The sequence below is a fragment of the Streptomyces sp. NPDC002870 genome (genome assembly GCF_042888505.1).
In the GTDB taxonomy this organism is placed as follows: domain Bacteria; phylum Actinomycetota; class Actinomycetes; order Streptomycetales; family Streptomycetaceae; genus Streptomyces.
The window spans coordinates 22,594-36,506 of the sequence record NZ_JBIAPW010000045.1; the positions used below are offsets into that span (position 1 = coordinate 22,594).

At 68.9% G+C, this 13,913-nt stretch carries 12 protein-coding genes and 1 pseudogene; 11 read left to right on the plus strand and 2 right to left on the minus strand.

Annotated features, from left to right (window positions below):
- Positions 1–287: 287 nt before the first annotated feature.
- A complete protein-coding gene (locus tag ACFYWY_RS34730; RefSeq protein WP_389194365.1) occupies positions 288–1,025 on the minus strand; it encodes a class I SAM-dependent methyltransferase in 738 nt (245 codons plus the stop codon).
- Between the two features lie 495 nt (positions 1,026–1,520).
- On the minus strand, positions 1,521–4,280 hold the full coding sequence (locus ACFYWY_RS34735; protein ID WP_389194367.1) for a WD40 repeat domain-containing protein: 2,760 nt from the start codon (positions 4,278–4,280) through the stop codon (positions 1,521–1,523).
- 345 nt (positions 4,281–4,625) lie between these two features.
- Here ACFYWY_RS34735 and ACFYWY_RS34740 point away from each other — a divergent pair, with 345 nt between their 5' ends.
- The 11 genes and pseudogenes from ACFYWY_RS34740 to ACFYWY_RS34790 all read left to right on the plus strand — a co-directional run.
- A complete protein-coding gene (locus tag ACFYWY_RS34740; protein WP_389194370.1) occupies positions 4,626–4,778 on the plus strand; it encodes a hypothetical protein in 153 nt (50 codons plus the stop codon).
- 461 nt (positions 4,779–5,239) lie between these two features.
- Positions 5,240–5,758 (plus strand): hypothetical protein, encoded by a 519-nt coding sequence (locus tag ACFYWY_RS34745; protein ID WP_389194373.1) that lies wholly within the window; start codon positions 5,240–5,242, stop codon positions 5,756–5,758.
- Positions 5,755–6,846 carry a peptidoglycan-binding protein gene (locus ACFYWY_RS34750; RefSeq protein ID WP_389194375.1) on the plus strand — a complete coding sequence of 364 codons (1,092 nt, stop codon included), beginning with the start codon at positions 5,755–5,757 and terminating at the stop codon, positions 6,844–6,846. The genes ACFYWY_RS34745 and ACFYWY_RS34750 overlap by 4 nt, the downstream gene beginning before the upstream one ends.
- The gene (locus ACFYWY_RS34755; RefSeq protein WP_389194378.1) at positions 6,843–7,598 is read left to right on the plus strand and encodes an ABC transporter ATP-binding protein; all 756 of its coding nucleotides are present in this window, start codon (positions 6,843–6,845) and stop codon (positions 7,596–7,598) included. The genes ACFYWY_RS34750 and ACFYWY_RS34755 overlap by 4 nt, the downstream gene beginning before the upstream one ends.
- A complete protein-coding gene (locus ACFYWY_RS34760) occupies positions 7,592–8,785 on the plus strand; it encodes an ABC transporter permease (RefSeq protein WP_389194381.1) in 1,194 nt (397 codons plus the stop codon). The genes ACFYWY_RS34755 and ACFYWY_RS34760 overlap by 7 nt, the downstream gene beginning before the upstream one ends.
- Before the next feature lie 54 nt (positions 8,786–8,839).
- Positions 8,840–9,493, plus strand: coding sequence for a response regulator transcription factor (locus tag ACFYWY_RS34765; protein WP_389194383.1), 654 nt, complete (start codon positions 8,840–8,842; stop codon positions 9,491–9,493).
- Complete coding sequence (locus ACFYWY_RS34770; protein WP_389194386.1) at positions 9,490–10,641, plus strand: sensor histidine kinase; 1,152 nt, start codon at positions 9,490–9,492, stop codon at positions 10,639–10,641. The genes ACFYWY_RS34765 and ACFYWY_RS34770 overlap by 4 nt, the downstream gene beginning before the upstream one ends.
- A gap of 95 nt (positions 10,642–10,736) precedes the next feature.
- Positions 10,737–10,991 (plus strand): sigma factor-like helix-turn-helix DNA-binding protein, encoded by a 255-nt coding sequence (locus tag ACFYWY_RS34775; RefSeq protein ID WP_389194388.1) that lies wholly within the window; start codon positions 10,737–10,739, stop codon positions 10,989–10,991.
- A 652-nt stretch (positions 10,992–11,643) separates the two neighbouring features.
- Positions 11,644–12,075: a subtilase-type protease inhibitor gene (locus ACFYWY_RS34780; protein ID WP_389194391.1), complete on the plus strand. Its 432-nt coding sequence runs from the start codon at positions 11,644–11,646 to the stop codon at positions 12,073–12,075.
- 36 nt (positions 12,076–12,111) lie between these two features.
- Complete coding sequence (locus ACFYWY_RS34785) at positions 12,112–12,786, plus strand: hypothetical protein (protein ID WP_389194394.1); 675 nt, start codon at positions 12,112–12,114, stop codon at positions 12,784–12,786.
- Between the two features lie 211 nt (positions 12,787–12,997).
- A pseudogene (locus ACFYWY_RS34790) lies at positions 12,998–13,192 on the plus strand (PAS domain-containing protein); the annotation flags it as partial.
- Positions 13,193–13,913 lie beyond the last annotated feature (721 nt).

A 13,913-nucleotide genomic window follows, 5' to 3' on the forward strand; every position in this document is an offset into this window, starting at 1 on the left:
GCTGCGACAGGTGCGGCAGCCGCTTCCTCGTCGTCTTCCGGCTGGGGGAACGCGATGGTATATCGGGGCTCGAGGAAGAGTCCCTCGAAGCCGGGAACCGGCGTGGTGAAGCGAGCCGGGTCGTTGTCGGCGACGAGACGATGCGGAGCAGCAGTCATTCAGAACCTTCCGAGGTAGTGCGCGTGGCGGGATCTCACCGCCGACGCATCGTTGTCCGCCCGCCCGCCCGCCCGGTCGGCTCAGCGGGGCGCAGGCGGCCCTCGAAATGATACGACCGCGAGTGGAAGCTACAACTGGGTGGCCCGGCGGAACAGGGCCGTCCAGAGGAAGGATTCGCCGAAGAAGGGGGACTCGGACGGTTCGTCGTGCATGGGGCGCAGTTCGACCTCCGTCAGGTCGGAAAAGATCCAGCGCAACGACTCCGGCGTGTAGGCGAGTCCGCCATGGAGGCGGGACTGGCGGTAGAAGTCGGCGTCGGGGAGTTCGGAGCCCATCTCGCCGCCCGCGAAGCAGGTAAGGGCGAGATGGCCGCCGGGAGCGAGGACGCGGTCGAGGAGGGTGAGGTAGCTGATGCGGCGATGGGGCGGCAGGTGGTGGAAGCAGCCGGAATCGTAGATCAGGTCGTACGGACCGCCCAGCTCGGTCGCAGTGAGCGTGAAGGCGTCGCCGCAGTGGAATTGGACGTCGGCTCCCGCCTCGCGGGCACGGTCCTCGGCCCAGGCGATGGCCGCCGGGGACAGGTCGACGGCGTCCACCTCGAAGCCCAGGGAGGCGAGGCGGAGGGCGTTGCGGCCCGGGCCGCAGCCCAAGTCGAGGGCGCGGCCTGGGGTGATCAGGCCGCGGTCGAGGTACGAGACCAGGTTCTCGTCCGGCTTCGCCACAAAGAACGGCACCGGCTTGGTGCGGTCCGCGTAGAAACCGTCCCACCAAGAGGCCGCACCGGCCGTCCAGCGGTCGGCCTCCGGCGCGAACAGGCCGTCTAGGAGTCTCAGTACGTCGTCTACCGTGCGTATGTTCCGGTCCATCAAGTCCTCATCTCCATATGGGGAGATCGTAAGTCCGCCTGACACATAAGCCCAGCTCAGGAGGCGTTACCGGACGGGCGTCGACGGCGTCTGAGACCCTCGGTCGAGAGCCGGAAACCCCCGTCCCCCCGCCTTGAGGGTGCACGGCCGCCCATGCCCCCACCGAAGGCCGCACAGGGGGCAGTCCCGCCTCTACCGAGGCAAGTTTCTGAGTGACCCGCCGGACAAAACCTAGCTTCAAACTGGTGCCCCTGGTCGGTACCGTGCGCGCGAGGACTGTCCACCTGAGCAGCGACCGCACAGCAACGGCTTGGCCATCACAGTGTCGCCCCGTCGAAGGCTCTGCCACACAGGGACGGACTCCGGCCGAACGGCGAGAGGACGGAGGTGAGGAACGGACCGAAAGACGCTGCCGGAAATGCCTTTGAGACACCCCGTGGTGCCCAACTGGCCCAAGCTACCCGTGCGTGCCATCCCGGCTGGTCTTCTTAACGGTCATGACGGGCACACCTGCCGGGGCTGCTGCCCGGGCAGGTAGATCGAGCGTTCCTCCTGAGTGAGGTCCCGGTGGACGGCGTGACAGATTTTGCGGATCAACGCAGCAGTACTGGGCAGGGCCACGCCCCAGAGCCGCACCGTGCCGTCTCTGCTGTTGGTGAGAAGGACGCGTCCATCAGGACTGAACGTCAACCCCTCCACGATGTCCTCGTGGCCAGTGAGGGTGGCTCGGTTCTTGCCGGTGGCCACATCCAACAGGCGCACCGTGGTGTCGGCACTGGTGGCGAGGGTGCGTCCGTCGGGGCTGAACGCGACCGCCCTGATGTTGCCGGAAGGGCTGGGGATAGTGGCTTTCGTCTTGCCTGTGGTCACGTCCCACAACCGCAACGTGTGATCATCGCTGCTGGTGGCGAGGGTGCGCCCGTCGGGGCTGAACGCCACGGAATGCACGTACGCAGGACTGGTGACGGTAGTGCGTGTCTTGCCAGTAGGCACGTCCCACAGCCGCACCTTCCCAAAAACCCCGTCGGGGGCAGCCAGGGTGCGCCCACTAGGGCTGAACGTCAGGCTGAAGGTCACCGAGGCAAAATTGGTGTGTCTGAGGATGGCGTGGGACTTGCCGGTGTGCGCGTTCCAGAGCCGCACGGTGTCGTCGTAGCTGCTGGTGGCCAGCGTGTGTCCGTCGGGGCTGAACGCCACCGCATTCACGGCCTCTGTGTGTCCCGCGAGGATGGCGTGGGTCTTGCTGGTGTGTGCGTTCCAGAGCCGCACGGTGTCGTCGTCGCTGCCGGTAGCCAGCGTGTGTCCGTCGGGGCTGAACGCCACGGCATTCACGGCCTCTGTGCGGCCGACGTGAGTGGTTCGAGCCTCACCGGTCTCCGGGTCCCACAACAGCACGCTCCTGTCGTCGCTGGCGGTAACCAAAGGATGGCCGTCCGCGCGGAACGCCACCGACTCCACCAATGCGGGGCTGCTAACGGTGACTCGAGGTTTGCGTACGGATACGTCCCACAGCCGCACGGTCTTGTCGTCGCTGGTACTGGCAAGGGTGCGTCCGTCTGGGCTGAACGCCGCCGACGTCACAGCGTTCGTGTGGCCGGTGAGAGTGGCCCGAGTCTTACCGGTCTTCGGGTCCCACAGTCGCACGGTCTTGTCGTCGCTGGTACTGGCAAGGGTGCGTCCGTCTGGGCTGAACGCCGCCGACGTCACGACGCCAGTGCCGAGGGTGAGAGTGGCCCGAGCCTTGCCGGTCTCCGGGTCCCACAGCCGCATGGTGCTGTCGTAGCTCCCGGAGGCCAGGGTGCGGCCATCGGGGCTGAACGCCACCGACGTCACAGTGGCCGCATGACCAGTGAAAGTGGCTCGAGGCTTGCCAGAATCCACGATCCACAACCGGACAGTTCCGTCGTCGCTGCCGGTGGCCAGCGTGTGTCCGTCTGGGCTGAACGCCGCCGACGTCACGTTGCCGGTGTGGCCGGTGAGAGTGGTCCGAGCCTTGCCGGTCTTCGGGTCCCACAGCCGCACTGTGCCGTCTTTGCTGCCGACGGCTAGGGTGCGTCCGTCTGGGCTGAACGCAACTGACGCCACGAGGCCAGTGCCGAGGGTGAGAGTGGCCCGCGCCTTGCCGGTAGCCACGTTCAGCAACTGCACTGTGCTGTCAAGGGCGGTGGCCAGGGTGCGGCCATCGGGACTGAACGCTACCGACCACACGCTGCCAGGAATGGTGAGGATGGTGCGGGTCTTGCTAGTGGCCGCGTCCCACAGCCGCACGGTGCTGTCGTAGCTGCCCGAAGCTAGGGTGCGGCCATCGGGGCTGAACGCCACAGAGGCGACCTTGCTGGTGTGGCCGGTAAGGCGGCGCTGGAGGGGGAGGGCAGCGGCCGTGTAGAGACTGGCGGTGGCTTCGGTAGTGGGCTCGGTCCGGTAGGCGTGGACGGCCAGCAGCGAAGCCAGGTCGGGAGTGGAGCCGACGAGGGTGGCGGATTGAGCGGCGAGCTGGCGTGACAGAAGTACCTGCTGCGCCGCAACGGCCTTCTGCCGCTGCTGCTCACTGGCCCCGTACTGCTGCCAGGCAACCAGGCCTGCAACAAGGGCGAGGACGAGCAGGACGGACAAAGCCGCGGTGAATTGTCGGAGCCGCCGGGTGGTGCGGGCGGTCGCGCGTTGCTCCTGGTCGTGGGCGGTGGTGCTGGCGGTCAGGAAGGAGCGTTCCAGCTCGGTGAGGTCTTCGTAGTGTTCCGGCCCGGCGAGTTGTTCCTCGGCTATGGCGAGTCGTGTGCCCCGGTACAGGGCTCCCTGGTCCCGCTCGAGGCTCTCCCAGGTTTTGGCGGCGTCGGTGAGCTGCCGGTGGAAGCGCAGGCGTTCACGGTCTTCCTGGATCCAGGTGCGCAGGCGTGGCCATGCGGTGATCAGGGCTTCGTGGGCGAGGTCGACGGTGGTGTCGTCGAGGGTGACCAGCCTGGCGCGGGCCAGGCGGTCCAGTACCGCTGTGGTGCCGGCGGGGTTGCCCGTGTCGAGTTCGGTGCGGTGGACGGGGCGGCGGGTGTCCTGGGCTCCCTGCCCGGGGGTGATCAGGCGCAGCAGGATACGGCGGGCGAGGATGGCCTGGTCGGGGGGCAGTTGGGTGTAGGTGTCTTCGGCGGTGTGGGCGATGGCGCCGTGGAGCTGGGTGCGGTCGCCCTGGCAGCCGTGAGCCTCGGCACGTCCGACACTGTCCACCGGGCAGGACACCGCTATCTCGATCAGCTCGCCATGCACCGCGAGGCTCGCTTTGTTGGCGCCTCACCGATATCCAGCGCAGGGCGGAGTGCCGCGGAAGACCCGCTGTGGGTTGTCCGCCGCGTTGCTGCTGCTTGTGACCTCGCAGCTAGTGCGCAACTCGCCCCGAATCCCGTGCGAGACAGCCTGGCCAACCTCGAGCGCATAATCCAGCACCGGCTGGAGCCGGGGACCGCATTGTGGGGGTCACTCATTAACGCCCGGGCCCTGGAACTTGCGGCAGCCGCAAGCCGGGTGGTCCGAGCGGCACGCGCGCAGTAGGAGGCTGCAGCCAGCAGACTCCGCCAGCCCGCTCGCCGACGCGTCCGTGACCTTGCGCACGCCATGGATCTCGCGGCCCTGCCCGCCGCGGACGCCTCGGTGAGCTGGTCGCTGTGGCCGCTGGGCAGCATAACCATCAGCACCACCCGCACCTATGAACAGATGCGCGTCGCAGACCCCTGTCCCGCGCAGGTGGTGCTGCTGATGGGCTCGTGAGCGGGCTGCACGAGGGCGATCAGCTCCCAGTCGCCCGGTATCCGGCCGGCCTGCAGGGCAGGCCAGTGCTCAGGGTCCTTGGTCAGATCCTCGTGGCCGAGAACGGCCTTGGCGGTGGCGAGGTCCGTGGCTGCCCAGGCTGCTACACCCCCGGGCAACTCCGCCGGAACCAGGGGGCCCTGAGCGCGAAGCTGTCTCGCTTCGTCACCGGGGTCAGCGTTGGGATCGAGCGAGAAGAGCTTGCGGTGGGTCAGGTCCACGAACACGACAGCGGACTCGGAAAGTGCGCTATTCGTAAGGCAGTTCTGATCCAGGGTCTGCCAACTCGCCACGGGACCAAACGGCCAGGCCCTCTGGTGTGGCGCGGAACGCCGCGAAAACTCCGCGCAACATCCCTCCCCGTATCCCTTGTTACGGCGGGACGGCGCGAGGCCGCCCGCCGGGGACAAGAGGAGCCATGAATGCTGATGCTTACGGCGCGGAGAAACCGGTGGCGCAGCGCCCGCCGGATGCTGGTCGTCTCCGGGGCGGCAACTGCGGCGGTCGTGTCGCTGGCAGCGTGCGGCCGTAGCGACGGCGAAGGCGGGGACGAGGCCGCCGACAGCGGCAAGGACAAGAGCCTTCAGTACGCGAAGTGCCTGCGGGACCAGGGTGTGGACGTTGCGGACCCCAAGCCCGGTGAACAGGTGAACCAGTTCCCCGCAGACCTTCCACGGGCCAAGGTGGAAGCCGCGCAGGAGGCATGCAAGAAGTACGCCCCTCAGGCGCACACCGAAGAGGAGATGGCCTCCTTCCAGAAGGAGGCTCTGGAACTGGCCAAATGCTTCCGGAAGAACGGCGTCGAGGTCGACGACCCGGTGAACGGCGCCTTCATCCCGCCGCAGGGCGAGGCGGCCCAGAGCACGCCGACTTTCAAGAAGGCGATGAAGGCATGCAAGCAGTACATGAAGGGCGAGGAGCAGGACGTGAGCGGCCAGTGAGCCGGAAGCGATGGCCGAAGACCGTGCTGGTCACTGGCGTGGTGGTGCTGGCCGGGGGCGGGGTGTCCGTTGCCGCACTTGGGCTGGGCGGCGATGGCGACACGACGGCCGCGACACATTCCGCCCAACTGCCGTCCGCCACCGGTGAGATCAGCCGCAGCGATCTGGCCGCCTCGAAGCTGGTCGCGGGCGAACTGGGCTACGGGGATCCCGTCACGGTGAGCGGCCGACTGCCTGGCACAGTGACCTGGTTACCGGAGCCGGGGTCGACGGTGGGGCGCGGGGATACGCTCTACAAGGTCGACAACCAGCCCGTGACGCTGATGTACGGCACCGTCCCGATGTACCGGGACCTGGTGCCCGGCACCGAGGGACCGGATGTCGAGCAGCTCAACGACAACCTGCGGGCGCTGGGTTACGACGCCCCCGACGGGGACGGCTACACCGCCCGTACAGCTGCCGCACTCCGCGAGTTCCAGAAGAAGCGGGGCGTGAAGACGACCGGCGAGCTCAAGAATGGGCAGGCCGCCTTCGCCTCCTCCGGACTGATCCGTGTCGCCGCACTGGAGGCCGCCGTGGGCGATCCGGCGAACGGCAGGATCTTGAGGCACACGAGCCGGGAGAAGCGCGTCAGAGCCGAACTGGACGTCGGTGACCAGGGGTTGGCCAAGAAGGGCGCGTTTGTGGGTGTGATCCTGCCCGATGGCACCACCGTCACGGGGAAGGTCAGCACCGTACGGACGGTGTCACCGCCCAAGGACGACGCCGCACAGCAGGGCGGCGGCGGTGAAAAGCCGCAGACCGAGGTCGAGGTGGAGATCGAGATCCCCGATCAGAAGAAGCTGAAGGGCCTGGACGCGGCCACGGTGGATGTGAAGTTCATCAGCGCCACCGCGCAGAAGGCCATGTCCGTGCCCGTCACCGCACTGGTGGCGCTGCCTGACGACGGTGGGTACGCAGTGCAGGTCGTCGAGGGCGGCGGCCGGACCCGTACCGTGCCCGTCACGCTCGGGCTTTTCGCCCAGGGCCGGGTCGAGATCACCGGCAAGGGGCTGCGCGAGGGCATGAGGGTGGGGGTGCCCAAGTGACCGCACTCGCCTCTGCCGCCGGCTCATCCGTCGTCGTACTGGAGGAGGTGACCCGTACGTACACCGGGGGAGTCGCCGCGCTCGCCGGCGTCAGCCTGACCGTTCACCGCGGCGAAATGGCCGCGATCGTCGGGCCTTCCGGGTCTGGGAAATCCACCATGCTGAACGTGATTGGGACACTGGACCGGCCCACCTCGGGCCGCGTCGTCATCGACGGCCATGACGTGGCCGCCCTCGCCGACCGGCAGCTCTCGGCCCTTCGCGCGCAGAGCATCGGCTTCGTCTTCCAGCAGTTCCACCTCCCGGCCGGAGTCTCCGCGCTCGACAGCGTCGCGTACGGACTCCTCTACAGCGGCACCGGACAGCGCACGCGCCGCGAGCGGGCGGCGGCCGCCCTGGAACGGGTGGGGCTCGGCCATCGCCTCGACCACCGCCCCCACGAGCTGTCCGGCGGTGAAAAGCAGCGCGTCGCGATCGCCCGTGCGGTGGTCGGCGAACCGGCCGTCCTGCTCGCCGACGAGCCCACCGGAGCGCTCGACTCCAAGGCGGGCGCGGCGGTGATGGAGCTGCTGCACGAGCTGCACGAATCGGGCACCACCATCCTCGTCATCACCCACGACCACTCCATCGCGGACTCGCTGCCCCGACAGGTCGCCATGCTCGACGGACGCGTGCAGTCCGATTCGGCGACCGCCACCGCCACAGCCACCGCGACCGCCACCGATTCCGCCGCGCTGGGGGCCACATGCTGACCCCGGCCCGTCTCAGCCCCGCCGACTGTGTACGTGTCGGAGGGTTCGGCCTGCGCAGCCGTCCCGTACGCGTCCTGCTGTCCGCGCTCGGCATCGCCATCGGCATCGCGGCCATGGTCTCGGTCGTCGGTATCTCCAGCTCCAGCCGGGCCGAGCTGGACCGCACCCTCGCCCGGCTCGGCACGAATCTGCTGACCGCCGCGCCCGGGCAGGCCCTCGACGGCGGCACGGCAAAGCTGCCCGAGGAAGCCATGGACATGATTGGCCGGATCGAGGGCGCGGAGTCGGCCACCGCGATCGGGACGATCGACGGCGTGAAGACCTACCGGACGGACAAGATCCCCAAGGCGCAGTCCAACGGGATCACCGCCGCGGGTGCCCGGCAGGATCTGCTGAAGTCTGTGGGCGCCACCATGGCGCGCGGCAACTGGCTCAACGAGGCCACCGGCGAGTATCCGGTCACCGTCCTCGGCGCAACCACCGCGCAGCTGCTCGGCATCACCGAACCCGGGCCGGACACCAGGGTCTGGCTCGGCGGCCAGTGGTTCACCGTCGCAGGCATCCTCGCCCCGGTGCCGCTCGCACCCGAGCTGGACACCGCCGCCCTGGTCGGCTGGGACGCGGCCAAGAAATACCTCGGCTTCGACGGTCACCCGACCCTCGTCTACACCCGGGCCGCCGAGAAGTCCGTCGGCAGGGTACGGGAGCTGATCGGCCCGACCGCGAACCCGGCCGACCCCACCACCGTGAAGGTCTCCCGCCCCTCCGACGCACTCGTCGCCCAGCAGGCCGGCGACAAGGCTTTCACCGGGCTGCTGCTGGGGCTGGGCGGCGTGGCGCTGCTGGTCGGTGGGATCGGTGTCGCCAACACCATGGTCATCTCGGTTCTGGAGCGCCGCGGCGAAGTGGGCCTCAGACGCTCCCTGGGCGCCACCCGGAGCCAGGTGTGCCTGCAGTTCCTCACCGAGTCGCTGCTGCTGTCCGCGCTCGGCGGCGGGGCGGGCGTGGTGATCGGTTCGGCGGTCACCGCCGCGTATGCCGCTACGCAGGGCTGGCCGGTGGTGGTGCCGCCGTGGGTGATGGGAGGTGGGGTCGGCTCGACTCTGATGATCGGCGGCGTGGCCGGTCTCTATCCGGCGGTACGGGCCGCCGGGCTGGCCCCCACGGTCGCGCTCGCCGCGACCTGACCACCCTGATCGGCCACCGTTGAATCACATCCTGAGCAAGTAAGGGAGAACGACATGCGGGTACTTGTCGCCGAGGACGACGCGCTGATCGCCGAGATGGTCACCCTCGGGCTGCGCCGCCACGGATTCGCGGTGGACACCGTCCACGACGGAGCCGAGGCGGCACACAGCCTCCAGGTCAACGACTACGACGTCGTGGTCCTGGACCGGGACCTGCCCGGGGTGCACGGGGATGTTGTCGCCGCGGACCTGGCCGGCTCGGGGGCGAGGACCCGCATCCTGATGCTCACCGCGGCCGGCGGTCTGCACGACCGGGTCCAGGGCCTCAACCTGGGGGCCGACGACTATCTCGCCAAGCCCTTCGAGTACGACGAACTCATCGCCAGGGTCCACGCGTTGTGCCGCCGCAGCGCACCGCCCCTGCCGCCGGTACTGCAGAAGTCGGGGGTGGTGCTCAACACTGCGCAGCGCACCGCCTCACGGGACGGCCGGCTGCTGGATCTCACGCCGAAGGAGTTTGCCGTACTGCATCTGCTGCTGGCGGCCGACGGGGCCCCGGTCGGCGCGGAGGAGCTCCTTGAGCGTGCCTGGGACGAGCACGCCGACCCGTTCACCTCAGCGGTCCGCGTCACCATGAGCAAGCTGCGCGGCAAACTCGGCGAGCCGCCCCTGATCCGGACCGTCCAGGGCGTGGGGTACGCGCTGTGAGGGGGCGGGGCGGGGGGCGGGGGCGCGCGCACCGGGCCACAGTCCGCATCCGCATCGCTGCCGTCTACGGCCTGGTGTTCGTCCTGCTCGGCGGCATCCTGCTGGCCCTCGTCTACTTCCTGTCCCGGGCGGACGCCATGGCCAAGGCCAACGAGCTGATGGACCGCAGACCACGGATGGTGCCGCAGGGGAACCCGCCGTCCGATGCCGGAACGGTCAGCCTCGAGCTCGCCCACTTCGCCTCCCGGCAGGTCCTGCTCTGGTCGGGCGCGGCTCTGCTCGTGATGGCGGTGTTCGCCGTCGGCGTCGGCTGGTGGATCACCGGGCGGGTGCTGCGGCCCGTGCACTCCATGACGTCCACGGCCCGCCGGATCTCCCAGGAGAACCTGCACGAACGCATTGCTCTCGACGGCCCGCGGGACGAACTCAAGGAACTCGCCGACACCTTCGACGCGCTCCTCGCCCGCCTGGAAACCTCCTTCGACAGCCAGCGCCGCTTCATCGCCAACGCCTCCCACGAACTGCGTACCCCGCTCGCTGCGCAGCGCGCAGCCCTCCAGATCGGCCTGGAGAACCCGACGCCCGAGGAACTGGCCCAGGTGCGACAGTCCCTCCTGGACGCCAATCGGCGCAACGGGCAGCTCATCGAAGGGCTGTTGCTCCTGGCGCAGAGCGAGCGGGGCATCGAGACCCACAAGACCGTGGATCTGTCGGACGTGGTCGCCGAGGAAGTCGCCTCCTGCGGGGCTGTTGCCGCCGAGGCGGGCGTCGTGGTCACTGTCGAGGCCGAGCCGTCGCCCGCGCCCGTACCGGGAGACCGGGTCCTGCTCGGCCAGTTGACGGCGAACCTGCTGCGCAACGCCATCGCCTACAACCAACCGGGCGGACGCGTCGAGGTGGCCGTCTCCCGTGGCCGGCTGACCGTGACCAACACCGGACCCGAGGTGGAGCCCGACACCGTCGAGACGCTCTTCGAACCGTTCCGCCGGGGCCACGGCCGGGACCGCACCGACGCGGGAGCGGGCCGGGGCCATGGCCTGGGCCTGTCCATCGTGCGCTCCATCGCCACCGCCCACGGCGGCACCGCCACCGCCACTGCCCAACCCGGGCCCGGGGGCGGTCTACGCGTCGAGGTACGGCTGCCCTGAAGTCCGCCCAGGGCGAAGGCGGCCCGCCGTACGCCATGCAAGTCACAGCGGCGTGACGGCGTTTCAGGTCCGGGTCGGGCCGCCCCGCGGAGACCATGTCGCTCGAACTCCTGGACATCTCCGTGGCAGACGGGACGGAACGCCTGCTCACGTCCCAGGTCGTCATCGAGGCTCTGGGTGAAATGACCGACCAGCACCGCGAGATCATCAAACTCAGGTACTACCTGGAGTGCAGCGTGGCCCAGGTTTCGGCACACCTCGGCATTCCACCCGGCACGGTCAAGTCTCGTTCCTACTACGCGCTGCGGCCCCTGCGGAATGTGCTGGAAGACCGGGGTGTCACCGGCTGACCTGTCTTCGGGCGCGGCGCGCTCCGACGCAGACCGATCGGTACCCGCCTCCCATCGCGCCCCGTCTTGTGCGCCGGCCGCTGCGCGCTCGGCTTCCAACCATGCCAGCCGCCCCGGCCGGGGCGGTACCCAGGTTCAGCCCCTTTTGCCGCGGTCGCGCTGCCCGTTCCGGTAACGGCGTCTCTGCTCACGTTCAGGTCGCCGCTCTTCGCCGGCCGTCCGCACGGGTTGCGGCTCGCGACGGAGTCGAGGGCCGCGCATCGGGGTCCCTTCCGCGTCGCTTCTCGGACCGGATCTCACCATGGCGCTCGACCACCCTTTTATGCAGGGCCGGAGGTTCAACGGCGTGACAAGCGCCCTGCTTCACCCTTCCGATGTTCAATGAGCCACGCCGGTCATTGACTGGGGAGCGGACCGTTCCGGCCGAATGCGATCCGGGGTGATTCGGCCTTCGCGCCCGAAACGGACGCACGCGGGTCGACGGTCGCCAGGGAAGTTCCCTTTCCGCGCCGTTGCGTCCTGGCCACTGATTGAACCCGCAAGGTATCTGAAACGCATGGGGTGCGCGTGCCGTTGCTGCGAGCGCTAGGCAAACTCGAGGACGCCGATCGGTTCCCACACAATTCAGCACAGCCAGGAAAGGATGCGCACCATGCGGAAGACCACTCGATGGACTGCGGCCGGCGTTCTCGTCGCAGGAGCGATGCTGGGATCGACGGCCGGTACCGCGCACGCCGAGCCCACCTCGCTCTACGCGCCCTCGGCGCTGGTCCTGACCACGGCACACGGAGAGAACGCCGCCACCGCGACTCCGGAGCGCGCCGTGACCCTCACCTGTACGCCCGACGCGACCGGCACGCACCCGGCCGCCGAGGACGCCTGCGCCGCTCTCACCCAGGTGAACGGCGTCTTCAGCAGCCTGGCGGAGATCAGCCGTGGCCAGCCCCGTTTCTGCACCAAGGAGTACGACCCCGTCACCGTCACCGCGCAGGGGGTATGGGACGGCAAGCGCGTGACCTACGAGCACACCTTCTCCAATGAGTGCATCAAGAATGCCGAAGGGTCGGGCGTCTTCGAATTCTGAGGGCATCCGGGTGCAGAGGCTCAAGGGCATCGATCGGTGGTTTCGGCCACCATCGGTGTCCTTGCCGATGGCATTCGGGTGTATGCCTATGCGTACGGGTACGTAACCGATAGCGGCGGAAAGTGGGAGCACGCTGTGCAGCGTTTATGGGCAGTGAGTGCGGCGCTGGTGCTCGCGGGAGCGGGCTTGACAGGCGCGGCGGTGCCGTCGGGCGCCGCGATGCCGGGCAGGTGGGCGACGGCATCCGCCTCCGCGTGCTCGACCGCGTGGGGAAGCGGCGTGAAGTTGGCCGCTGAGGCCGGTGCTGTGCCGCTGAGGAACGTAACGGTGAGCCGGGGCGCGTGCTTCGACCGCATGGTCTTCGATGTCACGGGCGCGTCGGCCAAGGTGGGCCATCACGTCGGTTATGTCGAGGCGTTCCGTCAGGACGGCTCGGGTGACCCGATACGCGTGCGCGGGGGCGCCGTTCTGCAGATCTTCGTCTCCGCTCCCAGCTATGACCCGCTGACGCTTCGCCCGACATATGCCGGCAGGGCCGGCAAGCCGTTGCCCGGGGTGGAAGTTGCCGGGTACAGGACGTTCCGGGACGCCAGGTTCGGGGCGAGCTTCGAAGGACAGACGCAGGTGGGGCTCGGTGTGAGGGCACGGCTGCCGTTCCGGGTGCTCCAGTCCGGCGACAAGCTGATCGTGGACGTCGCCCATACGTGGTGATCCGCGCCCCCGGGCGCCGCACCTGTGCTGGACGCACCTGGCCCGGATCATGGGACACGCGAACCGGTGACGGTCCAAGGCGCGATTCCCGGCTGGCCCGTCGCGGCCGGCCGGGAATCCCCGGAGTCGTGTCATGTCGCTCCGTCGGCCCCGGAGCCGATGCCGGCTCTCGCTGTCCCGCAGCTGCCCGGACCGGCTGCGCTGCCCGGCCAAGTCGTCCACCATGGTCCTGCGCGACTCCGCGGGCAGCGTCTTCGGAGCGTTGTGCATCAACCTCGACATCACCGCTGTGAACCAGGCGCACGTGCTGGCCGGCGAACTCGTCGGCGTGGCCGGTAGCGCCGCGGTTCCGACGACCACCTTCGGCGACGACATCGACTCCGTGGTCGACGCGATCGTGGACGCTCGGTGTTGAGGTACGCAACGTCATCACGGGCGGTTTGGGGCGGATCTGCAGACCCCTTTGCATCGTGTCCGTGTCTCTGGTCGCACGGCCGGCAGTGCTCCGGCCGTTGTTGGTCATCACCGGGAAGGGAAAGGCGTGGCAGCGGACCTGCCGGCGCGCGCGTGCGGCCGGAGGTCATCGGTGTGCGTCCGGACCTCGTGGTGGCCGGCCCGGTCGGCCGTCTGCTGCAGGTCGTTGGGCAGGTCGGTGTTGCCCTTGTCGGGTTCGTTGATGAGTAGGCTCCAGGGTTGCTGGGCGGGCGGTGAGTTGTCCGCGAGATGCTGCCAGGTCGATCACGAGACCGCCGCAGGTTCGCGGCACTTTTCTGCTCACGCCTGCGGGGTTTCACTCTGGCCGCCGGGGGGACTCGCGGGGTGCGGTTGAGCGGCCGCGGGTGAGGGACAAGGGCACGGAGTCCGTGGACTCCGTGCCCGTCCCAATGACTCCGCGTTCGGCTTCTGGCAGGCGGACTGGGTGACCAGCGAGAGGATGTCGGCGAACTCGAGTACCTCCGGCCCCTGGCCGTACGTGTACGAGAAGATCATCCCAACCTCAACCTCCCCGTCGGCAGAATCACGAAGGGAGGACGGGATGCAGGAGCCGGCCACAACCTCGTACGTATCCTGGACGCCCTGCGGGAGGGCACCGAGCCGGACACCCTTTCCCAAGCTGCCCGATGCCG

Coding starts and splice junctions, on each gene's coding strand:
- ACFYWY_RS34730 (WP_389194365.1), bottom strand. CDS start 1,025: ATGGACCGGAACATACGCACGGTAGACGACGTACTGAGACTCCTAGAC.
- ACFYWY_RS34740 (WP_389194370.1), top strand. CDS start 4,626: ATGGATCTCGCGGCCCTGCCCGCCGCGGACGCCTCGGTGAGCTGGTCG.
- ACFYWY_RS34745 (WP_389194373.1), top strand. CDS start 5,240: ATGCTGATGCTTACGGCGCGGAGAAACCGGTGGCGCAGCGCCCGCCGG.
- ACFYWY_RS34760 (WP_389194381.1), top strand. CDS start 7,592: ATGCTGACCCCGGCCCGTCTCAGCCCCGCCGACTGTGTACGTGTCGGA.
- ACFYWY_RS34765 (WP_389194383.1), top strand. CDS start 8,840: ATGCGGGTACTTGTCGCCGAGGACGACGCGCTGATCGCCGAGATGGTC.
- ACFYWY_RS34775 (WP_389194388.1), top strand. CDS start 10,737: ATGTCGCTCGAACTCCTGGACATCTCCGTGGCAGACGGGACGGAACGC.
- ACFYWY_RS34780 (WP_389194391.1), top strand. CDS start 11,644: ATGCGGAAGACCACTCGATGGACTGCGGCCGGCGTTCTCGTCGCAGGA.